The organism is Arsukibacterium sp. (assembly GCF_033722355.1).
GTDB lineage: Bacteria > Pseudomonadota > Gammaproteobacteria > Enterobacterales > Alteromonadaceae > Alishewanella.
Map to the genome: position 1 here is coordinate 1 of NZ_JAWVZF010000014.1, position 25,988 is coordinate 25,988.

The 25,988-nt window shown below is 49.7% G+C and carries 27 protein-coding genes; 6 read left to right on the forward strand and 21 right to left on the reverse strand.

Features of this window, described 5'->3' with window-relative positions; all coding sequences use genetic code 11:
- On the reverse strand, positions 1–2,099 hold a 2,099-nt coding region (locus R3177_RS02970; RefSeq protein WP_318969549.1), incomplete at its 3' end, for a TonB-dependent receptor.
- Positions 2,100–2,253: 154 nt separating this feature from the next.
- On the opposite strand from R3177_RS02970, the gene R3177_RS02975 reads away from it, so the two are divergent.
- Positions 2,254–3,555: a GntP family permease gene (locus R3177_RS02975; RefSeq protein WP_318969550.1), complete on the forward strand. Its 1,302-nt coding sequence runs from the start codon at positions 2,254–2,256 to the stop codon at positions 3,553–3,555.
- Between the two features lie 10 nt (positions 3,556–3,565).
- On the forward strand, positions 3,566–4,735 hold the full coding sequence (locus tag R3177_RS02980; RefSeq protein WP_318969551.1) for an E22 family MetX-like putative esterase: 1,170 nt from the start codon (positions 3,566–3,568) through the stop codon (positions 4,733–4,735).
- Positions 4,736–4,830: 95 nt separating this feature from the next.
- On the opposite strand, the gene R3177_RS02985 is transcribed toward R3177_RS02980, so the two are convergent.
- The 5 genes from R3177_RS02985 to ilvC all read right to left on the reverse strand — a co-directional run bounded on the left by R3177_RS02985 (position 4,831) and on the right by ilvC (position 10,803).
- Complete coding sequence (locus R3177_RS02985; protein WP_318969552.1) at positions 4,831–5,868, reverse strand: ABC transporter ATP-binding protein; 1,038 nt, start codon at positions 5,866–5,868, stop codon at positions 4,831–4,833.
- Between the two features lie 2 nt (positions 5,869–5,870).
- Positions 5,871–7,505, reverse strand: coding sequence for an iron ABC transporter permease (locus R3177_RS02990; protein ID WP_318969553.1), 1,635 nt, complete (start codon positions 7,503–7,505; stop codon positions 5,871–5,873).
- Positions 7,506–7,547: 42 nt separating this feature from the next.
- Positions 7,548–8,567 carry a Fe(3+) ABC transporter substrate-binding protein gene (locus R3177_RS02995; RefSeq protein WP_318969554.1) on the reverse strand — a complete coding sequence of 340 codons (1,020 nt, stop codon included), beginning with the start codon at positions 8,565–8,567 and terminating at the stop codon, positions 7,548–7,550.
- Between the two features lie 154 nt (positions 8,568–8,721).
- On the reverse strand, positions 8,722–9,153 hold the full coding sequence (locus tag R3177_RS03000) for a methylglyoxal synthase (RefSeq protein WP_318969555.1): 432 nt from the start codon (positions 9,151–9,153) through the stop codon (positions 8,722–8,724).
- Between the two features lie 168 nt (positions 9,154–9,321).
- Positions 9,322–10,803: a ketol-acid reductoisomerase gene (ilvC, locus tag R3177_RS03005; RefSeq protein WP_318969556.1), complete on the reverse strand. Its 1,482-nt coding sequence runs from the start codon at positions 10,801–10,803 to the stop codon at positions 9,322–9,324.
- A 205-nt stretch (positions 10,804–11,008) separates the two neighbouring features.
- On the opposite strand from ilvC, the gene ilvY reads away from it, so the two are divergent.
- Positions 11,009–11,893 carry an HTH-type transcriptional activator IlvY gene (gene ilvY, locus R3177_RS03010; RefSeq protein WP_318969557.1) on the forward strand — a complete coding sequence of 295 codons (885 nt, stop codon included), beginning with the start codon at positions 11,009–11,011 and terminating at the stop codon, positions 11,891–11,893.
- Between the two features lie 47 nt (positions 11,894–11,940).
- On the opposite strand, the gene R3177_RS03015 is transcribed toward ilvY, so the two are convergent.
- The 8 genes from R3177_RS03015 to zapE form a co-directional block, all read right to left on the reverse strand.
- Positions 11,941–12,351, reverse strand: a complete 411-nt coding sequence (locus tag R3177_RS03015; protein WP_318969558.1) for a ClpXP protease specificity-enhancing factor — start codon at positions 12,349–12,351, stop codon at positions 11,941–11,943.
- Positions 12,352–12,359: 8 nt separating this feature from the next.
- The gene (sspA, locus tag R3177_RS03020; protein ID WP_318969559.1) at positions 12,360–12,998 is read right to left on the reverse strand and encodes a stringent starvation protein SspA; all 639 of its coding nucleotides are present in this window, start codon (positions 12,996–12,998) and stop codon (positions 12,360–12,362) included.
- A 77-nt stretch (positions 12,999–13,075) separates the two neighbouring features.
- Complete coding sequence (locus tag R3177_RS03025) at positions 13,076–13,810, reverse strand: cytochrome c1 (protein ID WP_413229058.1); 735 nt, start codon at positions 13,808–13,810, stop codon at positions 13,076–13,078.
- 2 nt (positions 13,811–13,812) lie between these two features.
- Positions 13,813–15,087 (reverse strand): cytochrome b, encoded by a 1,275-nt coding sequence (locus tag R3177_RS03030; protein ID WP_413229056.1) that lies wholly within the window; start codon positions 15,085–15,087, stop codon positions 13,813–13,815.
- Complete coding sequence (gene petA, locus R3177_RS03035; RefSeq protein WP_318969561.1) at positions 15,087–15,677, reverse strand: ubiquinol-cytochrome c reductase iron-sulfur subunit; 591 nt, start codon at positions 15,675–15,677, stop codon at positions 15,087–15,089. Before petA ends, R3177_RS03030 begins: the two co-directional genes overlap by 1 nt.
- Before the next feature lie 271 nt (positions 15,678–15,948).
- Positions 15,949–16,341 carry a 30S ribosomal protein S9 gene (gene rpsI / locus R3177_RS03040; protein ID WP_318969562.1) on the reverse strand — a complete coding sequence of 131 codons (393 nt, stop codon included), beginning with the start codon at positions 16,339–16,341 and terminating at the stop codon, positions 15,949–15,951.
- Between the two features lie 12 nt (positions 16,342–16,353).
- The gene (gene rplM, locus R3177_RS03045) at positions 16,354–16,782 is read right to left on the reverse strand and encodes a 50S ribosomal protein L13 (protein ID WP_318969563.1); all 429 of its coding nucleotides are present in this window, start codon (positions 16,780–16,782) and stop codon (positions 16,354–16,356) included.
- Positions 16,783–16,998: 216 nt separating this feature from the next.
- On the reverse strand, positions 16,999–18,090 hold the full coding sequence (gene zapE / locus R3177_RS03050; protein ID WP_318969564.1) for a cell division protein ZapE: 1,092 nt from the start codon (positions 18,088–18,090) through the stop codon (positions 16,999–17,001).
- A 123-nt stretch (positions 18,091–18,213) separates the two neighbouring features.
- Between zapE and R3177_RS03055 the strand changes: the two genes are divergently transcribed.
- The 3 genes from R3177_RS03055 to R3177_RS03065 all read left to right on the forward strand — a co-directional run bounded on the left by R3177_RS03055 (position 18,214) and on the right by R3177_RS03065 (position 21,285).
- Positions 18,214–18,660, forward strand: coding sequence for a YhcB family protein (locus tag R3177_RS03055; RefSeq protein WP_318969565.1), 447 nt, complete (start codon positions 18,214–18,216; stop codon positions 18,658–18,660).
- A 91-nt stretch (positions 18,661–18,751) separates the two neighbouring features.
- A complete protein-coding gene (locus R3177_RS03060) occupies positions 18,752–20,104 on the forward strand; it encodes a Do family serine endopeptidase (RefSeq protein WP_318969566.1) in 1,353 nt (450 codons plus the stop codon).
- 95 nt (positions 20,105–20,199) lie between these two features.
- Positions 20,200–21,285: a trypsin-like peptidase domain-containing protein gene (locus R3177_RS03065; RefSeq protein ID WP_318969567.1), complete on the forward strand. Its 1,086-nt coding sequence runs from the start codon at positions 20,200–20,202 to the stop codon at positions 21,283–21,285.
- 27 nt (positions 21,286–21,312) lie between these two features.
- On the opposite strand, the gene murA is transcribed toward R3177_RS03065, so the two are convergent.
- From murA to R3177_RS03100, 7 genes are read right to left on the reverse strand one after another with little or no spacing between them, the layout of a single operon-like run.
- On the reverse strand, positions 21,313–22,572 hold the full coding sequence (gene murA, locus R3177_RS03070) for a UDP-N-acetylglucosamine 1-carboxyvinyltransferase (RefSeq protein WP_318969568.1): 1,260 nt from the start codon (positions 22,570–22,572) through the stop codon (positions 21,313–21,315).
- Between the two features lie 7 nt (positions 22,573–22,579).
- On the reverse strand, positions 22,580–22,837 hold the full coding sequence (locus R3177_RS03075) for a BolA family protein (protein ID WP_318969569.1): 258 nt from the start codon (positions 22,835–22,837) through the stop codon (positions 22,580–22,582).
- An 8-nt stretch (positions 22,838–22,845) separates the two neighbouring features.
- Positions 22,846–23,139: a lipid asymmetry maintenance protein MlaB gene (locus R3177_RS03080; RefSeq protein WP_318969570.1), complete on the reverse strand. Its 294-nt coding sequence runs from the start codon at positions 23,137–23,139 to the stop codon at positions 22,846–22,848.
- A gap of 4 nt (positions 23,140–23,143) precedes the next feature.
- The gene (locus R3177_RS03085) at positions 23,144–23,818 is read right to left on the reverse strand and encodes a phospholipid-binding protein MlaC (protein WP_318969571.1); all 675 of its coding nucleotides are present in this window, start codon (positions 23,816–23,818) and stop codon (positions 23,144–23,146) included.
- 2 nt (positions 23,819–23,820) lie between these two features.
- Positions 23,821–24,285, reverse strand: a complete 465-nt coding sequence (mlaD, locus tag R3177_RS03090) for an outer membrane lipid asymmetry maintenance protein MlaD (RefSeq protein WP_318969572.1) — start codon at positions 24,283–24,285, stop codon at positions 23,821–23,823.
- A gap of 1 nt (position 24,286) precedes the next feature.
- A complete protein-coding gene (mlaE, locus tag R3177_RS03095) occupies positions 24,287–25,069 on the reverse strand; it encodes a lipid asymmetry maintenance ABC transporter permease subunit MlaE (RefSeq protein WP_318969573.1) in 783 nt (260 codons plus the stop codon).
- Positions 25,066–25,857 carry an ATP-binding cassette domain-containing protein gene (locus R3177_RS03100; protein WP_318969584.1) on the reverse strand — a complete coding sequence of 264 codons (792 nt, stop codon included), beginning with the start codon at positions 25,855–25,857 and terminating at the stop codon, positions 25,066–25,068. The genes mlaE and R3177_RS03100 overlap by 4 nt, the downstream gene beginning before the upstream one ends.
- Between the last annotated feature and the right edge of the window lie 131 nt (positions 25,858–25,988).

Below are 25,988 nucleotides of genomic sequence, written 5' to 3' on the forward strand. Positions count from 1 at the left end.
CCCAGATTCAGCAAGCCGTAGCCATCCTGGGTTAGCAGGTTATCCAGCTCGACCAGATCGTATTCACTGCGATAGGCATAATTACCGTTGAAGATAACATCACCAAAGTCAGTAATCATATCGTAGCTGAAACCCACTGTGGCCGTCGTTTCCGGCGTGTTAGTGATAGTAAACCGGTCTGAGATATCTTCAGAAACACCGGGTGCAGTAAACTGAATCACTTCTTCAAAACTGGCATCGATTAAACCAATATTGGCGTAAATGTTCAGATTGCGGCTGGCTATCCAGGTCATTTCCAGCTCTGCACCGGTTGCTTCAGACCGACCAACGTTACCCAACCGCTGATTCAATGCCGAAGAGTCATCCGGATCCGGAATAACAGTAATATACTGACGATCTTTGTGGTCCAGCATAAACAGGGTGGCATTTAAACGCAGGCTGTCGTTCCAGTCGCTTTTAATACCAATTTCATAGGAATTAACAGTTTCCGGATCAGCCGCGTCTTCCGGACCTGACGCTCTTGGGTTAAAGGTGCCGGATTTAAAGCCCTGGCTAAAACTGGCATACAGCATCATATCCCGGCTATGCTGATATTCCACGCCAATTTTCGGGGTCAGTTTGTTCCAGCTTTCCTCATCGTCCAGCACCACCGGCGTGGTTAAACCATCAGGCCGCACATAACCTGGGATCCATCCAGACTCAGGATAAACTGTGTTGAAAATCAGGCCATTGCGAACAATGGCTTCTTTTTCGTCTTTGGTGTAGCGTAAACCCGCGGTAACAGACCATTTGTCGGTTAAATCGTAGCTGCCCTGGGCATAAATGGCAGAGCTGTCGGTGTTACTGCAACCGCTAACCTCACGGGTTAAGCCAGGGGCACCAAGTGCCTGTCCCAGTACTTCCAGAATTGCATCGAATGTGCCACAGGAGTCAGCGGTAAAGTAGTACAAGCCTGATACCATTTTAAAACCGTCAGTCTGATAATTTAACTGCAGTTCCTGGGTAAAATTCTCATCATCATAAATCGCCGGAACATCAAATATCCGCAACGACGTATTATCAAAATCAATATTGGTCGGCGAGTAGCTGGTCCGCTCTGAGGTGATCGATTTCAGGGTGAAATTATCGTTAATGTCCCACTCTGCTGTCAGACTGATACCATCCGTTTCCACCTTGTTCCAGGTTGGCAGACTGGTATAAGAGTCATATACGCTATCCGGTACCGGCGCATCGGTTAACAGACTGGGCAGTAACCGGTACCCGCCTTTGGCATTAGAATCATCTTCAGTTTTATCGTAGTTCAGCCGGAAGAACAGATTATCCAGCGGCCGGTATTCCAGGGTCAGCCGCATCGCCTGCAGATCTTTGTTGTAGTTTTCCCGGTCCTGATTGGGCAGGGCTGACGTTAGGAACTCACCATAGCCATCGCGCTGCAGGTTAGCGTAGCCGACACCTAAGTAAAGAGTATTGGCAATAAGCGGAATTTGACCTGTTACTTTAATATCGCGCTGATTATAACTGCCGACAGTGCCACTGATTGAAAATTCGGTATCGCCCGTCATTTCGCGGGTAACATATTTAACGGCACCGCCTATGGTATTTTTACCGTACAGCGTACCTTGTGGCCCGCGCAGCACTTCGATCCGTTCAACATTAAGAATGTCCAGTACGGCCCCCTGTGGCCGGGCAACATAGACGTCATCAATATAAATGCCGACACCTGGCTCATAACCCCATAAAGGATCTTCCTGGCCCACACCGCGGATAAACGCCGTTAACGTCGAGTTGGTGCCGCGGCTGGCCTGCAAGGTGGTATTCGGTGAAAACTGTTGTACTTCGACAACCGAAGATAAACCGCGCTGGGCAATATCATCTGCGCCAATAGAAGTTACGGCAACAGGCACTTCCTGCAGGCTCTCCACAGTGCGCCGCGCTGTAACCTCAATCCGTTCCAGTTTTAATTCAGCCTCAGCGCCAGCGTCATCCTGAGCCATTACCGGCGCTGCCAGACAGCTGCTGATCGCCAGAGCTAACAGGCTGGGTTTAAGGGCAGAGCGGGTAAACATGTGCTGTGCATCATTGTTATAGTTATTGGCCATCGTTGGCTCTCCTGCTGATTGATTACAAAATGTGGTACTAACCAGTGCTGTTACTGTAGGCCTAAACGCAGAATTTTTAACCTGTACCTTAGTACTATGGTGGCAACCGCCAAGCTGTATCAGACTAGCTGAAAATGATAACAAGGATTTGCCGATGTTAAGTATCTTTGGCTTACTGTTAGGGCTGGGCTTGCTGATTGTCTTCACCATGCGCGGTTTTAATTTATTTATCACAGCACCACTATGTGCCCTACTCGTCGCGGCAACCAATGGTATACCTTTTTGGCAGGTTGCTGATAAAATTGATTTTGTTCATGGCTACATGAACGGATTCGCTGGTTTTGTTGCGGCCTGGTTTCTGATGTTTCTGCTGGGATCCTTGTTCGGCAAACTGATGGAGCATACCGGTGCCGCCGATGCAGTCGCGCTGGCCATTGTTAAACGACTGGGCCATACCCGCGCCGTACTGGCCATCGTGCTGGCCTGTGCCGTTCTGACTTACGGTGGGGTCAGCCTGTTTGTTGTCGCTTTCTCGGCCTATCCGATGGCAGTCAGCTTATTTAAAGGCGCCAATTTACCCCGGCGTTTTATTCCGGCTGCGCTGGCGCTGGGGTCGGTAACGTTTACCATGACGTCTGCCGGCTCGCCGGAAATTCAGAACTGGATCCCAATACCTTATCTGGGAACAACGCCTTATGCTGGCTGGGAAGTTAGTATTGTTGTGGCGCTGTTTATGGCGATTGGCGGCTATCTGAGCCTGATGTGGATGATAAAAAAGGCTGTTAAAAATGGTGAACATTTTATTCAGCGCAGCAGTGACCCGACGTTAACCGACAAACCCTTGCCGCACTGGCTGACCGGTTTAATCCCACTGCTGGTGGTGTTGGTTACCTCCTTTCTGTTACACGACAGCCTGCAGCAGGCGGCCTTGATCATTGCGCTGGCCGGCGGCGTGGTCAGCTTATATTTACTGAATTTCCGCTTTCTGGCCAACCCGGCGGCGGCCACCAATGAAGGCGTACTCGGTGCGCTGCTTGCTATTGGTAATACCGCCGCCGTTGTCGGATTTGGTAGTGTTGCCAAGCTAACCCCGGCTTTTAGCAGCGTGGTGGATTATATGACACATTTGCCCGGGCCCGAGCTGGTTGGTGCGGCGGTAGCGGTCAGCGCTATTGCCGGTTTAACCGGCTCAGCATCAGGGGGGCAGGCCATTGCCCTGCCGGAAATTGCACCAACTTATCTGGACCGCGGAGTTGACGCTGAACAGCTGCACCGGGTAGTCGCCATTTCATCAGGTGCGCTGGATTCCCTGCCGCATAATGGTTACGTCGTTACCACTATCCGTGCTATTTGTGGTGAAACCCATCAGAATGCTTACTGGCCGATGGCCGTCGTCAGCGTGCTGATGCCGTTACTGGGCGTGGTTTTGGCCATAGTATTGTTTCAGTGGTTTTAAGGATTAAATAATGAAACTCTTTCAGACATTGTTATTGCTGACGTTATTGCTGAGCAGCTGGCAAAGTGATGCTATGCTGGTTAAAAAGCAAGCTTTTGAAATGGCAAGCTTTAAAACAGAAAATGGGGCTCTGATAAGCCCGGTAAATGTTGGCTGGGAAGCCTATGGCAAGCTGAATGCTGATAAATCCAATGCAATACTGATCACCCACTTTTTCTCCGGCAGCTCGCATGCCGCCGGCAAATACACTGAAGCGGACGCCGCACCGGGCTACTGGGATGCCATTATCGGCCCGGGTAAAGCGATTGATACCAATAAATACTTTGTCATCAGTGTCGATACGCTGGTTAACGCCAATGTATTTGACCCCAATGTCATTACCACCGGCCCGGCAACCATCAATCCGGCAACCGGCAAGCCTTATGGCTTAGCTTTTCCGGTGGTTACCATTGGTGATTTTGTTGAGGTGCAAAAAGCCCTGCTCGACAGCTTAGGCATTAACAAACTGCATGCGGTTGTTGGCGGCTCAATGGGCTCGTTTCAGGCGATTGAATGGGCAAGCCGTTACCCTGAGCGGGTTGAGCGGCTAATACCGGTCATTGGCACGGCCTATATCGATGCCTGGGCCGCAGTGCGGTTAGAGCGCTGGGCTTACCCGATAAAACAGGACCCGGCCTGGCGTGGCGGCGATTATTATCAGCATGGTCAGCCGGAGCAAGGCTTAACGACTGCCCTGGCCTACATTATTCAGGATGCGGTTTATCCGACAGGTTTTAATATGCGCTATCCGGCACCGGAAACCGACAAAGCACCGCATCACGACATTCTCGCCAGCTTTTCTGCCTGGGAGCAGCTGATGGGCCACGCTAAGCTGCGCTCGCAACTGCAGGACGCTAACCATATTCTGTATTTAATCCGGGCGTCCCAGTTATACCGGGCCGGCATGGGCGACAACTGGCAGCAGGCGCTTAGCCGGGTTAAGGCCAAAACCCTGTTTTTACCGGCAGCCGGCGATCAGCTGCTACTGCCCGAGATGGCCAAGGCCAGCGCGGAAGCCATGCAGGCCGCCGGTAAGACTGTGGATTATGCCGAAATACCCGGCATCTGGGGTCATCTGGATGGCATAGTAGGGATCAGCGCGGTTGCAGATAAAATCCGTCACTTTATAGAGTCAGAATAACTTATTTTGTCAGTTCCTGGATGGGATGCCGCTGGTACAGGGTATCCCTTTTTATTTACTACAACGTCTTTATCCTGGCCGCGCTGGCACAGCGATTAAATACGTGGAAATAATACCAGGTGGTCTAAATCGAGCCGGATCCCGATTTGCTCACCAATGGCATGGTTATGATGGCTTAATGCCAGACAATAGACTTGCTCGCCGCCACTGAGTGCCAGCGTATACAGGATATGCGAGCCACGAAAGGATTTTTCCAGTACCTTGGCGGTAATACCGCTGGCATCATCGTGCACAATATCGTCTGGTCTTATCAGCACATCGACTTTATCGCCGCTGCTGGCATTTTGTAGATAACGCTGTTTAAAAACCCCCAGGCAGGTTTGCACTTTAATTCCATCAAGCATTTCCCCCGGTAACAACACCCCACGGCCAACAAAGTCAGCGACAAAACGGCTGGCCGGCTTATGGTAGAGCTCATAGGGGGTGGCCCACTGCTGCAACTTGCCATGCTGCATTACCCCCACCATGTCGGCCATGGTAAAGGCTTCAAACTGATCATGAGTTACCATAACAGCGGTAATTTTTAATTGTTGCAGAATATGCCGGATATCCCGCGCCAGTGCCTCACGCAGCTCTGCATCCAGACTTGAAAATGGCTCGTCCAGGAGCAGCACTTTGGGCTCGGGCGCCAGCGCCCGGGCTAACGCTACCCGCTGCTGCTGACCACCGGATAACTGATGCGGGTAACGGTTGGCTAAATCCGGCAATCCTACCAGCTGCAGCAACTGCTTTACTTTGTCTTGCTTAAACTTTTTACTGCGGCTCTGCAAACCAAAACTGATATTGTCGGCTACTGACAAATGCGGAAATAGGGCAAAATCCTGAAATACCATTCCCACCCGGCGTTGCTCGGTCGCCAGCTGAGTCTGCTTGTCGCTGACAACCCGCTGCTGCAGGCTGATGCTGCCGCTGGCGGCCGGTTCAAAACCGGCAATCGCCCGCAGCAAGGTGGTTTTACCACAACCTGACGGCCCGACCAGACACCCTATCTGGCCCTCGGCCAATGCCAGACTGACATCTTTTACCACCACATGCGGCCCGTAGGCGACGGCCAGCTTATCCAGAACTACCATGCTTAAGATCCTCTGTTGCTATCAAGTGTCCGCGATAGCAAAATAACCGGGATAATACTGACGCAAACAATAGCCAGTGCCGGTAAAGCCGCATCAGCCAGCCGCTCATCTGATGCCAGCTCGTAAGTCCGCACCGCCAGCGTATTAAAATTAAACGGCCGCAAAATTAACGTGGCTGGCAGCTCTTTTAACACATCAACAAATACCAGCATTAATGCCGTTAATACGCTGCCACGCAACAGTGGCACATGCACCCGTCGCAGCACCTGCAGCGGCCTGGCGCCCAGCGATCGTGCCGCATTATCCATACTGGGTTTAATCCGCTCAAGGCCTGCCTCCACACTATGTAACGACACGGCCAGAAACCGCACACTATAAGCCAGCAATAACGCAAACAAGGTGCCTGATAATAGCAAACCAGTACGCACACCAAACCACTGTTCAGCCAGCAAATCAATATTCCGGTCCGCCCAGGCCAGCGGGATCATCACCCCAATGGCGATAACAGTGCCCGGTATCGCATAGCCCAGCGCTGCCAGCCGAACCGGCAATCGCACCAACGGGTCACGGCGCAGCCGGCTGGCATATCCAAATAATAACGCCAGCATGACAGATAACACCGCCGCCAGGGCGGCCAGGCTAAAGCTGTTCCAGACTAAATTAACAAAGTCGGTTGTCAGCAAGGTTGGCCAGTTTGGTAAAGCCCAGCTGGCGAGCTGAGTGGCCGGGATAACAAACCCCAGCAGCACCGGTAACAAACAGAGCAGCGCAGCCAGTAACTGCCGCCCTTTGCTAAGTTTTCGTAATGGGTTAATTTGCTGACGCTGGCCCTGAAAAAAGTAACGGATTTTCCGTCTTGACCACTGTTCAAGCACCAGTAAAACCAGCACAAAACTGCTCAGAAGTGCCGCTAACTGTGCAGCCCCCTGCTGACTGCCCATACCAAACCAGGTACGGAAAATACCGGTGGTAAAAGTCGCAATACCAAAGTACTGCACGGTGCCATAATCGGCAAAGGCTTCCATCATTGCCAGGGCCACGCCGGTCAGCAAGGCCGGCCGGGCCAGCGGCAATGCCACTTTCCAGAAATGCTGCCGTGGCGTGAAGCCCAGAGTCCGGCTGGCTTCAAGCATGCTGGCTGACTGCTCACGAAAAGCGCTGCGGGCCAGCATATACACATAAGGGTATAACACCAGCGATAACATCAGAATAGCGCCGCTCAGCGAACGAATTTCCGGAAACCAGTAATCGCCATAAGCCCAGCCAAAATATTCACGGATAGCGCTTTGTACCGGTCCGGCGAAGTCAAGCATGCCGGTATAGGTGTAGGCAATAATATAAGCCGGCATCGCCAATGGCAGCAGTAATAGCCATTGCAACATGCGCCTGCCAATAAACTGATACTGGCTGACCAGCCAGGCGGTTGCCGTGCCAATAATCAGGGCACCCGCACCAGTACCACAGGCCAGCAGCAGCGAATTAATAATGTAGTCAGCCAGCACGGTTTGGCGTAAATGGCGCCAAACTTCGATATCAGGGCTGAGCACGCTGCCAAAAACGATCAGTACCGGCATTGCTAACAGCAATGCCGGTACCAGTACGGACCAACGCCAGATATCCGCTTTTAATGGCAGCATACTACCTCTTTGCTGATCCGCTTTGCCGGATCTGGCTGCGGCTTAACGCCAGCCAGCGCGGTCCATTACCCGGATAGCTTCCGCATTAAGCTCACCCAGCTTATCCAGGTTCAGCTTATCGGCTTTAAAATCACCCATGGCTTTTAACAAATCACTCTGCTGCACACCCGCAACCACCGGGTATTCGTGGTTAGTCTGGGCATACCACTGCTGGGCCTGCTCAGTTACCATATATTCCAGCAGCCGCACGGCATTGTCTTTATTTGGCGCATGGGCAGCCACACCGGCCCCTGAAATGTTGACATGTACACCATTACCCTGCTGATCTGGCCAGAATACTTTTACTTTTTCAGCAACCGATAACTGTTCTTTATCCGCCAGCATGCCGCCTAAATAATACGTATTGGCAATGGCAATATCACATACCCCGCTTGCCGCAGCGCTGATCTGGTCGCGATCACCACCCCGTGGCGGCCGGGCAAAATTAGCAACCAGTCCCTTTGCCCACTGCTCGGCCGCGTCGGCGCCTGCATGGGCAATGATGCCGGCAATCATTGACTGATTGTAAATATTATCAGAAGAGCGAATGCAGATACGGCCACGCCATTTCGGGCTGGTCAGATCGGCGTAGGTCGAAAGCTCGGCAGGATTGACTTTGCCTGGTACATACATAATAGGTCTGGCACGCATAGTCAGGCCATACCACTGGCCTGCCGGGTCACGCAATTGCTCGGGTATTGCCGCATTTAACTTATCAGACTCGATGCTTTGCAGCACACCCTGCTGCTTCGCCCGGTACAGACGCCCCACATCAGTACTAATCAGCAGATCAGCCGGGCTGTTGCGGCCTTCACTGGCCAGCCGGCTAATCAGCTCATCCGGTTTGCCGGTTATTAAATTAACTTTAATCCCGGTTTGGTCACTGAATTTATCCAGCAGCGGCTTAATCAGCTCTTCCTGCCTTGCAGAGTAAATATTAACTTCATCAGCAAAAACCGCAGCAGTGCTGAACAAAGCACTGCTAAGTGCTGCAACAACTAGTAACTTTGATCTCATTTGCATAAACGTAACCCCGGCTTTTTGTGGAATACACAGGGCTGTTATATAACCACAAACGCGAATTATTCTCAATACGTTTCGGGCTTATATTTATAAATATATACCGTATTGTTATACGCTGTAGCAGCCGGAGCAACCTCTGTTGTCGCTTTAACGGCTAATCTTTATTTAAGCGATGGTTATGTGCTGAGTAATCCGGTATTTCCCGTTGATAATCCTGCTGATATAAACTGGAGTGAATAATAAAATCGGCGGTGGCACGGTTACATGCCACCGGAATATTCCACACCACCGCTAAGCGGATCAGCGCTTTAACGTCAGGGTCATGCGGTTGGGACGACAACGGGTCCCAGAAAAAAATCAGCCAGTCTATTTGCTGCTCAGCAATTAAGGCGCCAATTTGCTGATCACCACCGAGCGGACCGCTGGTCATACATTGCACCGGTTGCGCCAGCGCTTCACTGATTAATTTACCGGTAGTGCCGGTTGCGTATAAATTTTTATCCGAAAAAAATGGCTTATGATTCTCAATCCACTCTAATAACGTGGCTTTTTTGCCATCGTGAGCCACCAGTGCAATATTTTTCATCTACCACTCCTGCTTTATAACGCCTATGACCTTACACCCAAAAAAAAGCCCCGACAAGCGGGGCAAAACAACCAAGGTCCACGTATAACATCGTTATTGGTCTGGCGCTAACCTGGCTTAACCGTCTGTTTAGCCGCCATTAACCACATCATTCTTTCTGTTGCAGGCTTACCCAGCCTCAACAATTCGTTTCATCGCCGTCATATAGCCACGTAATTTTTTACCTACTATTTCTACCGGGTGCTGCCGAATGGCCTCATTTACCGCAATTAGCGTTAAGTTATCCACGCCGGTCTGGCTTTGACTTACCCCTTTGCCGATATACTCATTACTCAGGCTGTTTACTTTATCACGCAGTAAAGGTATCGCAGCGTGAGCAAACAGGTAGTTACCATATTCAGCTGTATCGGAAATCACTACATTCATCTCATACAAGCGCTTGCGTGCGATGGTATTGGCAATCAGCGGTGTTTCATGCAAAGACTCATAGTAGGCCGACTCGGCAACAATACCGGCATCGACCATAGTCTCATAAGCCAGTTCCACCCCGGCTTTAACCATCGCCACCAGCAAAATGCCGCGGTCAAAGTATTCCTGCTCAGTAATTTTTTCATCTGATACCGGTGCTTGTTCAAAGCCGCTTTCGCGGGTTTGCTCACGCCAGCGCAGCAGGTTTTTATCATCATTAGCCCAGTCGGCCATCATGGTGCGGGAGAATTCGCCGCTGATAATGTCGTCCATATGCTTTTCAAATAATGGCCGCAGCGTTACCTTCAGCTTTTCTGCCAGCTCAAAGGCTTTAATCTTGGCCGGGTTACTCAGCCGGTCCATCATATTGGTAATACCACCGTGCTTCAGAGCTTCGGTTACTGTTTCCCAGCCATTCTGAATTAACTTGGCGGCATAGCCTGGCTCTGCGCCGTCGGCGACTAACTTATCAAACGCCAGAATTGCGCCGGTTTGCAGCATGCCACACAGGATGGTTTGCTCGCCCATTAAATCGGATTTCACTTCGGCAATAAACGATGACTGCAATACGCCGGCGCGGTCGCCACCGGTTGCTGATGCGTAGGCTTTAGCTATGGCCAGGCCCTGACCTTTCGGGTCATTTTCCGGATGCACAGCAATCAGCGTGGGTACGCCAAAACCGCGTTTGTACTCTTCCCGTACTTCGGTACCCGGGCACTTGGGTGCCACCATGACAACAGTAATATCGGGCCGGATGTGTTTACCTTCCTCGACAATATTAAAACCATGCGAATAAGCCAGGGTTGCGCCCGGTTTCATCAGTGGCATTATGGCGTCAATCACGCTGCTATGCTGTTTATCCGGGGTCAGATTTAATACCAGATCAGCCTTTGGGATCAGCTGCTGATAGCTGCCTACCGTAAAGCCATTGCTGCTGGCCTTTTTAAATGAAGCCCGCTGTTCGCTAATCGCTTCATCGCGCAGCGCGTAGCTAATCTGTAACCCGGAGTCACGCATGTTCAGCCCCTGGTTCAGGCCCTGAGCACCACAACCGACGATAACGATATTCCAGTCTTTAATAAAATGACAGCCATCGCTGAATTCGCTTTTATCCATAAAGCGGCACTGGCCTAACTGCTGTAACTGCTGGCGTAAACTCAGGGTATTAAAATAATTGCTCATATTCGCTCTCAGAATTCAGATTAACGGGTAAGCCTGGCTTAGCTGACACCGCGCTGCCCGTTTAGCATTAAGGGGCATCATGACAACATGATGGCGCCTGGGCCTGGCAGACTGCGTTAATAAAGCAATGATAGACACTACTTTTAATTGCGTGAAGTGATATATTTAAAACTCTGTATTTCATATTATGCAATAAGGATAAGCTATGGATATTCGCAGTGCTCAGTTGTTTCTGCATTTAGCATCCAGCCTTAATTTTGCCAAAACCAGTGAGCAGATGTATGTCAGTCCGTCTACCCTTACCCGGGTAATTCAACGGCTGGAAGATGAACTGGGTACCTTGTTATTTAACCGTGATAAACGTTCTGTTCAGTTAACAACAGCCGGGGTGCGGGTACAGCGTTTTGTCCGGTTATGGCTGGATGAATGGCATCAGCTGCAACTGGATTTGCAGCTGGCCAGCGAACAATTAAGTGGTGAAATCCGGTTATTCTGTACCGTGACAGCCAGCTACAGCCACTTGCCGGCAATTCTGGATAAATTCCGGCTGCAATGTCCCAGAGCTGAAATTAAGCTGACCACCGGCGATGCGGCTTTAGCTTTTGAAAAAATAAAAGCCGGTGACGTCGACATCGCCCTGGCGGCTTATCCGGCCCAGTTACCTTCAAACATGATTTTTCAGCGGATTGCGCAGTTGCCGGTATGGCTGATAGCGCCGGTGATCCCATGTAAAGTAAATGATTTACTAATGAAAGCCCCTGTCAACTGGAATGATATTCCGCTGGTTCAGCCAGATCATGGCCCGGCCCGTTCCCGTTCCGACCAATGGCTGGCAGACAGTCACATCACCCCTAACGTTGCGGTTAAAGTTGATGGCCACGAGGCAATGGTATCTATGGTTGCCCTGGGCAGCGGCGTGGCAGTGGTGCCTGAGCCGGTTATTCAGCATAGTCCGGTGCGCGACCGGGTAAGGATCCTGGATATCAGCTATCAGTTTCAGCCGTTTGAGCTGGGTGTCTGTATGTTACATAAAAAGCGGGAACAACCGCTGCTCCAGGCTTTCTGGCAATTGGCCGCCTCTAAAAAATAAAGCTGCCCCTGGCAGCTTTATCGCAAAGATTGACTGACTCAAAAAAATTACTTAACGACTTTCAGATGACTGCCTTTTTTGGGCTTTGGCGGTTCTGGTGTCTCATCATCGTCAAGCGGCTCAGCAAATAACTCCGCTTCATCGTCTTCTTCCTCAAGGGTAAATACGGTGCCTGCGCCATTTTCTTTCGCATAAATGGCCAGTACCGCCTTTACCGGAATATGCAATGCAAACGGCTGACCACCAAAGCGGGCATTGAAGGTAATGGCATCATTACCCAGCTGCATATTACCAACCGCTGAGGGCAGCACATTCAGCACTATCTGGCCATTCTGCACAAACTGCTGTGGCACTTTTACCTGCGGATAACTGGCATCTACCACCAAATACGGCGTACAGTCGTTATCAACTATCCATTCGTAGAACGCCCGGATTAAATACGGACGATTTGGTGACATTGCCGCCATTACAAGCGCATCCCACGCCGGATTTCCCGCTCTGCATCAGTCAGTGAAGCCTGAAATGCATCACGTTCGAAAATCCGTGCCATATAGTTCTTCAGCTCTTTGCTACCCGGCCCCTGAAATTCGATCCCCAGGCTGGGTAAACGCCACATCAGCGCTGCCATATAACAATCGACCAGACCAAATTCCTCACTCATAAAGAACGGCGTTTCGTTAAAAAGCGGTGCCAGCGACAGCAAACCTTCTTTTAACTCCTGCCGTGCATTATCGGCATCGTCGGCATTACTGAGCACTTTCTCTGCCAGACTGTACCAGTCGTTCTTAATCCGGTACATCATTAACCGGGCCTGACCACGGGCTACCGGGTATACCGGCATAAGTGGCGGATGCGGGAAACGCTCGTCCAGATATTCCATAATAATATCAGCCTGATACAAGGCCAGTTCACGGTCAAGTAATGTCGGTAAGCTGCCGTAAGGGTTCACTTCGTACAAATCTTCTGGCAGGTTATCCTGAGCTACCTGAAGGATATCAACAGTTACGCCCTTTTCAGCCAGCACAATACGCACCTGGTGACTGTACATATCATCTATAGCTGTGAAAAGTGTCATCACAGGGCGTTTATTGGCAATGATCGCCATTTATTCCTCCGGTAAAATAAAAAACGGCAAAGGGGCGCTAAGGCCCCTGGCAACTAAATACTAATTAAATCAATTAATTAGTGAACATCTTTCCAGTATTCTTTCTTCAGCAAATAGGCCAGCACAAAGAAAATCAACAGAAATATCATAACTTTGTAGCCCAGAGCGTGTGCTTCCAGCTTGGTTGGCTCGCCAACATATTCGAGGTAGTTTACCAGATCGGCAATAGCACGATCATATTCCTCTTCACTCAACTCACCACTACCGTCAGTTTTAATGCCAACATAAATCTCTTTAGGCTCACCGTCGACCAGCCGTGTTTCGTAAGTTTTGCTCGGCACGCCCTGCAATTCCTGCAGTACATGGGGCATACCTACCATCGGGAATACCGCATTATTAACGCCAAACGGCCGGCTTTCATCAACGTAAAAGGTGCGCAGATAAGTATATAACCAATCCGGACCCCGTACCCGGGCGACGTTAGTTAAATCAGGTGGGGTGGCACCGAACCATTTCTCACCATCTTTAGCAGCCATGTTGTTAGTGATATGGTCACCGACTTTTTCGCCGGTAAACATCAGATGCTCCATACCCAGCTCTTGTGGAATATCCAGATCAGCAAAGGTCCGTGAATAGCGCTGATATTGCATCTGGTGACAACCCAGACAGTAATTCTGGAACAGCTTGGCACCGTTTTGTAACGAGGCCTTATCGGTTAAATCGATAGGCGCCTTATCCAGTGGTACGGTCGGGCCTGCTGCGATGGCCAGAGAAGAAGCTAATAATGCAACAGCAGACAATAACGTTTTCATCATTAGGTAACCCTCTCTGGTAATGGTTTGGTTTTTTCATTTTTACTGTAGAAGAACAGCAGCACAAAGAAACCAAAATAAGTAAACGAGAAAATCTGAGCCAGTAAGGTATAAACACCCTCAGCAGGCAGCACACCTAAGATACCCAGCGCGACAAAACTGATGCAGAAATTAATCAGGTTAATTCTGTGCAAACCACTGCGATAGCGGACTGAGCGTACTTTACCACGATCAAGCCATGGCAGTAGCGCCAGGGCAACGATAGCAGCAAACATCGCGACAGCGCCCATAAACGGGTGTGGAACTGCGCGCAGAATGGCGTAGAACGGGGTAAAGTACCAGACAGGGGCAATATGCTCCGGCGTTTTCAGCGGATTAGCTGCTTCAAAGTTAGGCGGCTCCAGGAAGTAACCACCGCCTTCTGGCAGGAAGAAAATAACCCAGGCAAATACTAGCAGGAAGCCGGCCACACCAACTAGGTCTTTTACGGTGTAGTAGGGGTGGAATGGGATCGCATCCACAATCACTTTCTTGCCACCGCGGGTAAAATACTGGTGGAAGGTAAACTTTTTATCCGCTTCAGTTTGCTCAACGGAACCGTCGTTATCTTTCTTGATATCGATGCCGTCCGGATTATTTGAACCCACTTCATGCAATGCCATAATGTGCAGGAATACCAGAATAACCAGTACTAACGGCAGCGCAATAACATGCAGTGCAAAGAAACGGTTTAACGTCGCGCCGGAAATCACGTAATCGCCCCGGATCCATAGCGTTAAATCTTCACCGATAAAGGGAATGGTACCAAAGATACCGATAATGACCTGGGCACCCCAGAATGACATCTGCCCCCATGGCAGCAGATAGCCCATAAAGGCTTCAGCCATCAGCACCAGGAAAATCAACATACCGAAAATCCACAGCAGTTCCCGTGGTTTCTGATAAGAACCGTACATCATGCCGCGTAGCATGTGCAGATATACCACAACGAAAAAGGCCGAAGCACCGGTCGAGTGCATATAGCGCAGCAGCCAGCCGTAATCAACGTCGCGCATAATATATTCAACTGACGCGAAAGCGCCTTCCGCTGACGGCTCATAATTCATTGTTAACCAGATACCGGTAATGATCTGGTTAACCAGTACCAGAATGGCCAGCGAACCAAAAAAGTACCAGAAATTAAAGTTTTTCGGTGCCGGATACTGCATAACATGCAGATTCATCTTATCCATGAAAGGCAAGCGGTATTCAATCCAGCTCATCAGATTTTTAAACATCAGACAGCCCCCTCATCTTCACCTATCATTATGGTGTTATCGTCGATGAACATATGTGGCGGTACCACTAAATTGGTTGGTGCCGGTACGCCCTGGAATACCCGGCCCGCCATATCGAACTTAGAGCCATGACAAGGACAGAAAAAGCCGGCACGGATGCCTTCTACCTGCGCTGAAAAATCGTTCGGCAGATAGGTAGGTGAGCAACCCAGATGAGTACAGATACCTACGGCGACGAAAATTTCCGGCTTAATAGAACGGTGCTGGTTCTGGGCATAAGCGGGCTGTTGCTGTATTTCTGAACCAGGGTCGCGCAGTCTGTTTTCTGTTTCTGCCAGCTGTTGCAGCGTTTCGTCGGTGCGTTTTACAATCCACACCGGTTTACCCCGCCACTCTACCCGGATTAACTGCCCTGGCTCGAGTTTGCTTATGTCTGCAGTGACTGCAGCACCGGCTTGTTTAGCCCGCTCACTCGGATTCCAGGATGCAATAAAGGGCACAGCCACTCCTACAGCACCCACGCCTCCCACTACTGAGGTAGCAATGGTAAGGAAGCGGCGGCGACCATGATCTACAGGCGCATTGCTCATCCACTCATCTCCACATTTACGCTTAACTTAAACTAAATTTAAGCGGCTGAATTCCAGCAATTATTATAAGTTTGAAAAATAACGCCGATCATAATGAAAAGCCCTGCTTTACACAAGGTTTAAGCTTGGATCAATCACTAATATATCGGCATAGTGCCGGTTTAAACAGCAACAAAGCGTTACAGTTCAAGGCTTGCGCCATAGTGTATTTCAAAAATCCCAGATATAAAAAAACCCGGCATAAAGCCGGGTTTCGGGTACCTGCAGCGAATTAACGCTTTGAGTACTGTGGACGTTTACGTGCTTTACGCAGACCCACTTTTTTCCGTTCAACCTGACGAGCGTCACGCGTTACAAAGCCTGCTTTACGCAGAGCCGGACGCAATGATTCGTCAAACTCCATCAGTGCACGGGTAATACCGTGACGGATAGCACCGGCCTGACCGCTGATACCACCACCTTTTACCGTGATGTAAAGGTCGAACTTCTCAACCATATCAACCAGTTCTAACGGCTGCTTTACTACCATACAGGCAGTTTCACGGCCGAAGTACTCGGTCAGAGCGCGCTGGTTGATAACAATGTTACCTGAACCAGCTTTTAAGAAGACGCGGGCCGTTGAGCTTTTACGACGACCAGTTCCGTAGTATTGATTCTGTGCCATGTTATGCTCCGATTAAATATCTAAAATTTGCGGTTGCTGAGCAGTGTGTTGATGCTCTGCGCCAGCGTAAACTTTTAACTTACGGAACATAGCGCGGCCTAATGGGCCTTTTGGCAACATACCTTTGATAGCAGTTTCCAGAACCATTTCAGGTTTTTTCGCGATCAACTTCTCAAAATTGATTTCCTTGATGCCGCCTGGGAAACCCGTGTGAGAATAATACATTTTGTCTTTCGCTTTGTTACCAGTAACAGTAACCTTCTCAGCATTGATAACGATGATGTAATCACCGGTGTCAACATGAGGCGTATACTCTGGCTTATGCTTGCCACGTAAACGAGCAGCGATTTCAGTTGCGATACGACCCAGTGTTTTACCGTTTGCATCAACAACGTACCAGTCGCGTTCTACGCTTTCTGGCTTTGCAGTAAAAGTTTTCATCTAAACCTATTCCAAATAAACTTAAGTTACACCTGACATTGCGCAGGGCTGTTGCTAACAATGTCGTAATCGCACCCCTTCGAGTACAAAAACTACCGGGCTAACGGCAGTACAAGGCTGTAACGTAGGCCGGGCGCGGATTATATATTAAACAATTACAAAGATCAGCCCTGTTACTGAAAAAATATCAGAAATATCGCCTGTTATTAACGGTTGTCAGGGTAAATGCGGTAGCGCCAGGTAATCCCGCGACTGCATTTCCTGTAACCGGCTAATACAGCGTTTAAACTCAAATTCGAGAATTCCATTGCTGTACAACTGTTCGAGCGCCACCTCAGCAGAGATAATCAGCTTTACCTGACGCTCATAAAACTCATCTACCAGGGCAATAAAACGTCGGCTGACATCGTCATTCTGGCGGCCCATTTGCTTTACCCCGGCCAGCAATACCGTATGATAGCAGCGGCTCAGCTCCATATAATCGTACTGACTGCGGGCGCTTTCACACAAAGTACTGAAAGTGAACCAGACAATACCATCTGCTTCTGCCACCGCAGCTAATTTCCGGTTGGCGACCTCTATCTGGCATGCCGCCTGGCGAGGCTCCACTGACAGCGCAATAAAGTACTGCTGCAGGTTTTGTTCGGCCTGCTGATCCAGTGGATGATGATAAATTTCGGCCTGCTCCAGAGTTCTCAGCCGGTAATCGATGCCACTGTCGACGTTAAAAATCTGGCAGTGCTGCTTAATCAGGTTAATAGCCGGTAAAAACCGGGCCCGCTGCAAACCATTTCGGTATAAACCGTCAGGCTCAATATTCGAGGTTGCAACCAGAGTAATGCCGCGTTCAAACAAAGCCTGCATCAGGGTGCCCAGAATCATGGCATCGGTAATATCCGAGACGAAGAACTCGTCAAAACAAATAATGTCGGTTTGCTGTTTAAAATTATCCGCCACCTGCTCAAGCGGGTTCTTCACCCCTTTTAATAACTTTAAGTCCTCGTGTACCCGATGCATAAAACGGTGAAAATGGATCCGCATTTTCCGGGTGGTAGGCAGACACTCATAAAATGTATCCACCAGATAGGTTTTACCCCGGCCTACCCCGCCCCAGAAATACAGCCCGGTCAGCGGCTTCACCTGTGGTGTACCGGATATCAGTTTCTGCCACCATGACTGACGTTGCGGTAACTTTTGAACAAAATCATCATACAACCGTTGAAGCTGCTTTACGGCATGCTCTTGTGCTGCGTCGTAGTGGAAGTCCGCTCTGGTTAAGTCTTGCTGGTATTTTTCTGTTGGTGTCATGGTCTGTGATTGGAAACTTTGTTGGTTTAGCGGGCAAAACAGGCGATAATAATAACATGCCTTACCACTCGCGCTAAGAAGTTAAGGTACACTGGTGACAGAATTTACTATTTAGGAGTTGATATGGATCTCACGTTCGCCCTGGCGGGCCTGACAGTTGGTTTAATTGTGGGCGCTATTCTGGCCAGATTATACAGTTTAAAGCAATTTAACAGCCATAAGCTGCAGCAGGAGCTTGATGCCAGCCGCCAGCAACTGAGTCAGTACCGGCAGGATGTGTCACAGCACCTGGATGTGACCAATCAGTTAATGACCCAGTTGCAGGACAACTACTCACGTATCGCCCGTCATGTTCAGCAATCCAAGATGCAGCTGGTAGAGCAACCCGCTGTGACAAAAAATTCTGATTTAAATTACTTGTCAACCGATACCGCTGCCCATATTAAACAATCATTGCATCAGATTGATGAAAAGCGCCGGGTATATTCAGCGGTTGATGAGCAACCCCGAGATTATTCCGGTGAAGCAAGTGGTCTGATTAAAGAGCGGAAAGTCAGCAAATCTGAGTAATACTTCGTTACATACTGCTTGAATATAACGCTGAACTTTTTCGATACCATACCGTTCTTAGTCGCATGTTTGTTTAGGAGACTAATACGCCATGAAAATGAAATTGTCTGTGTTACATGCTGCCATACTGGCAGCCACTCTGGCTGTGCCGGCCAGCTCTGTCCAGGCCGGCCTGCCCTTTTTTACATCCGACAAACAAGAGATGCCGTCACTGGCACCGATGCTGGACAAGGCAACCCCGGCAGTGGTGCATATTTCTGTTGAAGGCAGTCGCGAGGTGCGACAGCGGATCCCGGATGCACTGCGCCATTTCTTCGGCCAGCGCGGTCAGGGCGAGTTGCGGCAGGAACGACCGTTCAGCGGCCTTGGCTCCGGTGTGATTATCGATGCGGCAAAAGGTTATATCGTTACCAATAATCACGTGGTACAAGATGCCGACAAAATTCAGATAAAGCTAAAAGATGGTCGCAGCTTTGCTGCCAAAAAGCTGGGTGCTGATCCGCAAAGCGATATTGCACTGCTACAAATTGAAGCAAAAAACCTGGTCCAAATCCCGCTGGCCGATTCAGACAAATTGCGGGTGGGTGATTATGCCATCGCTGTAGGCAACCCTTTTGGTCTGGAACAAACCGTCACGTCAGGCATCGTCAGTTCACTCGGACGCAGCGGTCTGAATATGGATGGTTTTGAAGATTTTATTCAGACCGATGCCGCTATTAACAGTGGTAACTCCGGCGGCGCCCTGCTGAATTTACGCGGCGAACTGATTGGTATCAATACTGCCATTCTCGGCCCCAGTGGCGGCAATGTCGGTATTGGTTTTTCTATTCCTTCAAATATGATGAAAAGCCTGGTTGATCAGATCCTGGAGTTTGGCGAAGTTCGCCGTGGCAGCCTTGGCATACGAGGGAATGACGTTAACTCAGAGCTTACTGAAGCGCTTAACTTAGACGTCAGCCGTGGCGCTTTTGTTAACGAGGTAATTCCTGGCACCGCTGCTGCTGAAGCCGGCCTGAAAGCCGGTGATGTCATTATCAGCATGAATGGCAACCGTATCCAGAGCTTCAATGAGCTCAGAGCGAAAATAGCGACTTTAGGCGCAGGTCGCAAAGCTGAACTGGGCATATTGCGTGATGGTAAAGAGCGGAAAGTACAGGTCACGCTGCAACAGCTGACCGCCGCACCTGTTACTGCAAATCAGCTGCATCCGATGTTACAGGGAGCAACCTTAAACAATAGCAGTCAGGGCGTGGAAATCACTGAATTGGCCAGTGGCTCGATAGCCGAACAGGTTGGTTTACGCCAGGGCGATGTTATTGTTGGCGTTAACCGGCAGCGGGTCACGGATCTCAGTGAACTACGGCAGATCCTTGCTGGTAGTCAGGGTGTCGCTGCCTTGTATATTCGTCGCGGAAAAGAAGATCTTTATATTCTGCTAAGATAAGTGCTGGTCGCTTAAGCAGTAGCTAAGTCGCTACTGCTTAAGCATAATAAATGCTATGCTAGCACTACTTATTGTCCGGTAACCAGACTACTGCTGTGCGAAATTTCTTGTTCTTTATCCTTAAAAGTGTTGCTTATGGCCTGGCGCTGGCGTTGGTCATTTTATTGTTTCTACCAAATGTGACTGGTATCAGCCTGCCCAGCTGGCGCAGCAACGCGGAACAAGCTGAACCACCACCGGTGTCCTACGCCAGAGCAGTCCGACTTGCTGCGCCAGCCGTGGTCAATGTCTACACCCGCAGCAGAGTGATTGATCCGCGGGGTTTTCAGCCCCGCTCTATTGAACGGCAGGAACTGGGCTCCGGCGTGATTATGAGCGCCAAAGGCTACATATTAACCAATCACCATGTTGTTTCCGGTGCTGATCATATCGAAGTTGCGTTGCAGGATGGCCGCTGGCTTGAAGCAGTTTTAATTGGCCAGGACGTTATCTCAGATTTAGCCGTACTCTATGTTGAAGCAGACAACCTGCCTGTTATCCCTCAGGATACCGAACTCGACCCGCAGGTGGGTGATGTGGTACTGGCCATTGGTAATCCGCTTAATCTGGGACAGACAATTACTCAGGGCATCATCAGTGCTAATGGCAATAATGGCTTAAGCTCCAGAGGTTATATCGATTTTATGCGGATGGACGCCGCGATTAACAAAGGCAACTCCGGCGGTGCGCTGGTTAACACAAACGGTACCTTGGTGGGCATTAACGCGGCGGCTTTTCAGCTGCAAAACCAGGAAATCCAGGGAATATTCTTCGCGGTGCCCTATCAGCTGGCGCAGAATATTATGCATAAACTGATAAAACATGGCCGGGTTACCCGCAGTCATCTGGGTGTATCGGGTGATGCGGTCGTTAACGCCGCCGGCGACAGGCTGGTTTCCACCGGCCAGAAGATGTATGGTCTGGCGTTAACAGCAATTAATCCGGGCGGGCCTGCTGATGAAGCTGATTTGCGGGTTGGTGATGTTATTCTGAAAATCGCCGGTGAGCAATTTTCGGATACCCGTCAGGCTCTTAACCTGATCGCTGAAACAGCTCCCAACACGGAACTGATGCTGACCATTGATCGCAATGGTCAGATCCTGGAAGTACCAACTATTGTCCGGGAGCTGCGTCGCGGCTGACACAACAGCGGCAGAGCGGCTGGCGCGTCAGGCGGCGTCTACCCGCTCTATTTTTGCACCGAGCTTCTGCAGTTTGTATTCAATACGCTCATAGCCCCGGTCAATATGATAAATACGTTCGACCAGAGTCTGCCCCTCAGCCACTAAGCCGGCAATCACCAAACTGGCCGAGGCACGCAAATCTGTCGCCATAACCTGTGCTGCCATTAGCTTCGGACTGTGCTGGCATACTGCAGTATTGCCTTCCAGCCGGATTTTCGCTCCCATTCGCTGTAGTTCAGGCACGTGCATAAAGCGATTTTCGAAAATGGTTTCAGTAACGACACCTACCCCTTCAGCCACCACATTCAGCACGGTGAACTGTGCCTGCATATCGGTGGGAAAGCCCGGATGAGGCACTGTTTTCACATCAACAGAACTCAGCTTTCTACCGGTCATATTCAGTCTGATCCAGTCCGGGCCAGTGGTAATGTCAGCCCCGGCTTCGCGCAGCTTGTCTAATACCACTTCTAACTCTGATGGATCAGCACTGGTACAGGTCACGTCGCCACCGGTGACAGCAGCGGCCACCAGAAAAGTGCCGGTTTCAATCCGGTCAGGCAGCACCCGGTGGACCCCGCCGTGCAGTGCACTGACACCTTCAATCCGGATAGTGTCGCTGCCCGCACCGCTTATTTTGGCACCCATCGTATTTAGGTAACTTGCTAAATCGACCACTTCAGGTTCACGGGCGGCATTTTCAATAACCGTTGTACCGTCGGCCAGTACTGCTGCCATTAACAGGTTTTCAGTACCGGTAACACTGACCATTTCCATAATAATATGGGCGCCTTTCAGACGGCTGGCCCGGGCTTTGATATAACCGTTTTCAACCTGAATTTCAGCACCCATCTTGCGCAAACCATCAATATGCAGATTTACCGGTCGCGCGCCGATAGCGCAACCACCCGGTAATGACACCTCTGCCTGACCAAACCGGCTGAGCAGTGGACCCAGCGCCAGGATCGACGCCCGCATGGTTTTTACCAGTTCATAAGGCGCGTACTGATTACTGATCTGGCTGGCATCGACAGTCACACTGTTTGTGTCTACCGATAATTTAGCGCCAAAGAGTTGCAGCAACTGATAAGTCGTTTCAATATCTTTCAGCTTAGGCACATTGGTAATGGTGCTGGGTTGCTCAGATAAAATACTGGCGAACAGAATAGGTAAAGCAGCATTTTTTGCACCGGAGATAATTACCTCACCTTGCAAAGGACCACTGGCAGTAACGCGGAATTGTTGCATATTATTCTTACACAGGTGGGTTTAAAAGTTTTTCTCTGCGCCATTGTTCCGGCGTAAAGGCCTTAATGCTCACAGCATGAATGCTACCGTCAGCGATTGCACTCATTAGCGGTGCGTAAATCATTTGTTGTTGTTTTACCCGGCCAACATCGGCGAAGCAGCTGCCTATCGCAGTAACACTATAGTGCGACCCTTCAGCACGTACATATACTTCAGACAGCTGTAACTGTTCTGTCAACAGCTGCTCAATTTGTTTAATCTCCACACTACACCTTAATCTGTAATTGGAAGCAGGTCCGTTACACCACTGACTTTGGCTAAAGCCAGTAACTGAGCCGGAACCTTACTGAACTCAAGCTGCAGGTCCTGCCTGCGAGCCTTACCAAGCTGCTGGATTAACCAGGCTAATCCTGCTGAGTCTACATTGCTTAGGGCAGAAAAATCAAAGATTACCTTGCCACTGAGGCTATTTAACAGTTTAAAAGGTGAATAGAGCATTAATGTATCGCGATTAAGCTCACCGCTGAACGTTAAGGTATTCTGTTGCTGTTCAATTTTCAGTGCCACTATCTTACTCCGGCACTTTAATTGGTTCTTTTGCTTTTTCCAGCAACAGTTCGGTAACCCTCGCGACGCCCTGTTGGCGGATAAGGTTACTTAATTCGGCACGTTTGCTGTCTAGCAGCGAGATGCCTTCGGCAACCATATCGTATACCAGCCAGTGCTCTGAACCCCGGTTACGGCGTAATTTAAAATCGATTGTGATATCTGGTTTGCCTGGATCAATAACCCGGGTCTTAATAGTCATAATACTCTGATTTTCCGGAGGACGGGCCGGTTGAATAATCACTTTCTGATCCCGGTAGTACGTTAGTGCGCCGGCATAAGAGGCCACCATATAATCTTCAAAAGCGGCAACAAAATTCTCAAACTCTTCCCGTGGCAGTTCCCGCAAATTGACCGACCGGCCAATAACAGTTAACGCAGCGTAGCGACTGTCAACGTAGGGCACCAGTTCTTCGTTAACAATAACCCGTAAGTGTTCCTTGTCGCTGGCAATCAGCTGCTGATCTCTGGCAATTCGCTGAAATGTTTTATCAGCAACCACCTCCATCATTTTAAATGGGTCGCTGTACTGCTCAACCTGATGAGCTGCATTATTCTGGTCTGCTTCACTGCTAAACGCCGCAACTGGTGATACCACCAACGCAACCAGCAACAGGGCACTGCCCGATAAATATTTCACAGTTAATTCCCCCGGTTAAACAAGAACTGGCCAATGAGTTCTTCAAGCACTATCGCAGAGCGTGTGTCCTGAATAGAGTCACCGTCGCCAAGTATTTGGACTGTTTCATCAATAAAGCCCGGTTGCAACCCCAGATACTGCTCACCGAGCAGACCTGACGTTAAAATTGCGACCGAACTGGTCTCAGGAAAATTACTGTATTGTTCATTAATTTCCATTTTAACTACCGGCGTGTAATACACCGTATCCAGTTCAATTGAGGCTACCCGGCCAACAATGACACCACCGACTTTAATTGGTGAACGCACTTTTAAGCCGCCAATATTTTCAAATTTAGCGTACAGTACATAACTCTCACCTGAACCGGTGACACCCGCATTGGCTACTTTTAACGCCAGCATCAGAAATGCTGCCGTCGCCAGAACAATAAAAGTGCCTACTAAAATCTCGATTTTCCTTGTGGTCATTTTATCCACCAAACATTAATGCAGTTAATATAAAGTCAAAGCCTAAAACAGTGAGTGAAGCAGTCACCACGGTCTGGGTAGTCGCGCGGCTGATACCCTCTGAGGTAGGGATCGCATCATAACCTTTGTGCAAGGCTATCCAGATGACGATGACCGCAAAAACGATACTTTTTATGACACCATTTACCACGTCCTGATGTAAGTCAACATTCGCCTGCATCGTTGACCAGTAACTGCCGCCATCGACGCCCAGCCAGTCAACACCAATTAAATGGCCGCCAAGAATACCCACCGCAGTAAATACCAGCGCCAGCAGGGGCATACTGATTACCCCAGCCCAGAAGCGGGGGGCAATAATCCGGCGCAGCGGATCGACTGCCATCATCTCCATACCTGACAATTGCTCAGTCGCTTTCATCAACCCTATTTCTGCCGTCAGCGCACTGCCGGCACGGCCGGCAAACAATAATGCCGTAACGACAGGACCAAGCTCCCGCAGCAGGCTCAGGGCAACAAGGGGGCCGAGCATTCCTTCAGCGCCAAACTTAACCAGAACGGTATACCCCTGCAGCGCCAGCACCATGCCGATAAACAAGCCTGAAACCACTATAATTAATAGTGATAACACACCGATAACGTATAACTGTTTAACAAGCAGCGGAAAGCCTTTGCGAAAATCCGGTTTCCCCACCAGCGCCCCAAACAACATAATACCTGACCGGCCAAAGCCAGCGATATTATCAATCGTGCTCCGGCCAAGGCTTTGCAGTTTGTCTGTAATCACCTGGCAAACTCCATTAATTCATCTTCAAACGCATCTGCCCGGTAATGAAATGGCACAGCACCATCTGCCTCGCCCTGCAAAAACTGTTGGACTAACTCTGATTTATCCTGACGTAACTGCTCTGGGGTACCGTGCCCTATCACTTTTTTTTCTGCAACCACATATACATAGTCGGCAATGCTCATTACTTCTGTTACGTCATGCGATACCACTATGGACGTTATACCCAGCGCATTGTTTAATTCTTTTATCAGCCGCACAATCACACCCATTGAAATCGGGTCCTGTCCGGCGAAGGGTTCATCGTACATAATCAACTCAGGGTCGAGCGCAATCGCTCTTGCCAAAGCTGCCCGTCGCGCCATGCCCCCTGACAGCTCCGCCGGCATAAGGTCACGTGCCCCCCTTAAACCAACAGACTCCAGTTTCATTAAGACGATAAGCCGGATTATCGACTCCGGTAACCGGGTGTGTTCACGGATCGGAAAGGCAACATTGTCAAACACTGACATCTCAGTAAACAAGGCACCGCTTTGAAATAACATGCTCATTTTTTTCCGGGCCTGATATAACTCAGCGCGGGACAATGCCGGAATATCCTGACCGTCAAACAAAATATGACCGTCATCTGGTTTCAACTGGCCACCAATTAACTTCAGCAGCGTCGTTTTACCAATGCCACTGGGCCCCATGATCGCCGTCACTTTCCCTCGCCGTACCTGCATGCTCATGCCGTCGTAAATCAGATTACTGCCACGGGAAAAGCGTAAGTGCTGGATATCAACCATAATATCTGACAAATTGGACTCCACCTGAAAACAACCGCTATTGCGGCTTCACCAAACCTGGTGTAACGCTTGCCTACTTTCATACACGAGTGTATGTTTTCAATCTCATACCTAAGAAACAATACGGTCTG

Coding starts and splice junctions, on each gene's coding strand:
- R3177_RS02975 (WP_318969550.1), top strand. CDS start 2,254: ATGTTAAGTATCTTTGGCTTACTGTTAGGGCTGGGCTTGCTGATTGTC.
- R3177_RS02980 (WP_318969551.1), top strand. CDS start 3,566: ATGAAACTCTTTCAGACATTGTTATTGCTGACGTTATTGCTGAGCAGC.
- R3177_RS02985 (WP_318969552.1), bottom strand. CDS start 5,868: ATGGTAGTTCTGGATAAGCTGGCCGTCGCCTACGGGCCGCATGTGGTG.
- R3177_RS02990 (WP_318969553.1), bottom strand. CDS start 7,505: ATGCTGCCATTAAAAGCGGATATCTGGCGTTGGTCCGTACTGGTACCG.
- R3177_RS02995 (WP_318969554.1), bottom strand. CDS start 8,567: ATGCAAATGAGATCAAAGTTACTAGTTGTTGCAGCACTTAGCAGTGCT.
- R3177_RS03000 (WP_318969555.1), bottom strand. CDS start 9,153: ATGAAAAATATTGCACTGGTGGCTCACGATGGCAAAAAAGCCACGTTA.
- ilvC (WP_318969556.1), bottom strand. CDS start 10,803: ATGAGCAATTATTTTAATACCCTGAGTTTACGCCAGCAGTTACAGCAG.
- ilvY (WP_318969557.1), top strand. CDS start 11,009: ATGGATATTCGCAGTGCTCAGTTGTTTCTGCATTTAGCATCCAGCCTT.
- R3177_RS03015 (WP_318969558.1), bottom strand. CDS start 12,351: ATGTCACCAAATCGTCCGTATTTAATCCGGGCGTTCTACGAATGGATA.
- sspA (WP_318969559.1), bottom strand. CDS start 12,998: ATGGCGATCATTGCCAATAAACGCCCTGTGATGACACTTTTCACAGCT.
- R3177_RS03025 (WP_413229058.1), bottom strand. CDS start 13,810: ATGAAAACGTTATTGTCTGCTGTTGCATTATTAGCTTCTTCTCTGGCC.
- R3177_RS03030 (WP_413229056.1), bottom strand. CDS start 15,087: ATGTTTAAAAATCTGATGAGCTGGATTGAATACCGCTTGCCTTTCATG.
- petA (WP_318969561.1), bottom strand. CDS start 15,677: ATGAGCAATGCGCCTGTAGATCATGGTCGCCGCCGCTTCCTTACCATT.
- rpsI (WP_318969562.1), bottom strand. CDS start 16,341: ATGGCACAGAATCAATACTACGGAACTGGTCGTCGTAAAAGCTCAACG.
- rplM (WP_318969563.1), bottom strand. CDS start 16,782: ATGAAAACTTTTACTGCAAAGCCAGAAAGCGTAGAACGCGACTGGTAC.
- zapE (WP_318969564.1), bottom strand. CDS start 18,090: ATGACACCAACAGAAAAATACCAGCAAGACTTAACCAGAGCGGACTTC.
- R3177_RS03055 (WP_318969565.1), top strand. CDS start 18,214: ATGGATCTCACGTTCGCCCTGGCGGGCCTGACAGTTGGTTTAATTGTG.
- R3177_RS03060 (WP_318969566.1), top strand. CDS start 18,752: ATGAAAATGAAATTGTCTGTGTTACATGCTGCCATACTGGCAGCCACT.
- murA (WP_318969568.1), bottom strand. CDS start 22,572: ATGCAACAATTCCGCGTTACTGCCAGTGGTCCTTTGCAAGGTGAGGTA.
- mlaD (WP_318969572.1), bottom strand. CDS start 24,285: ATGACCACAAGGAAAATCGAGATTTTAGTAGGCACTTTTATTGTTCTG.
- R3177_RS03100 (WP_318969584.1), bottom strand. CDS start 25,857: ATGGTTGATATCCAGCACTTACGCTTTTCCCGTGGCAGTAATCTGATT.